The sequence below is a fragment of the Halomonas sp. SIMBA_159 genome, from assembly GCF_046536035.1.
Classification (GTDB): domain Bacteria; phylum Pseudomonadota; class Gammaproteobacteria; order Pseudomonadales; family Halomonadaceae; genus Vreelandella; species Vreelandella venusta_A.
Map to the genome: position 1 here is coordinate 1 of NZ_JAWJBT010001024.1, position 256 is coordinate 256.

At 65.6% G+C, this 256-nt stretch carries 1 protein-coding gene; it reads right to left on the bottom strand.

Annotated elements, in window-relative coordinates; genetic code table 11:
- The coding region (locus R0J87_RS22365; RefSeq protein ID WP_498889067.1) for a hypothetical protein at nt 1–256 on the bottom strand (256 nt) is incomplete at both ends.

The window sequence follows — 256 nt, forward strand, 5'->3', positions numbered from 1 at the left end:
GTCCGTCGAGCACGACGACTTGTGACAGCTCGGTGTCGATCACGGGGATGCCCGGCCCCTGCTCGCTGGTCAGGCCGTCGAAGAGCAGCGTCTGCTCGCGGTTGAACACGCCCGCCTTTCGCTGGTTGCGGAGGGTGAGGTTCTTGAAGGTGAGGCTGTACTGGTTGACGGTGGAATAGATGCCGTACTCGAAGCCCTCGATCACGAGGTCGTCGAGGAGGCCGGGGCCGGGCCAGGGGATCGTGAGCCCGAGGCC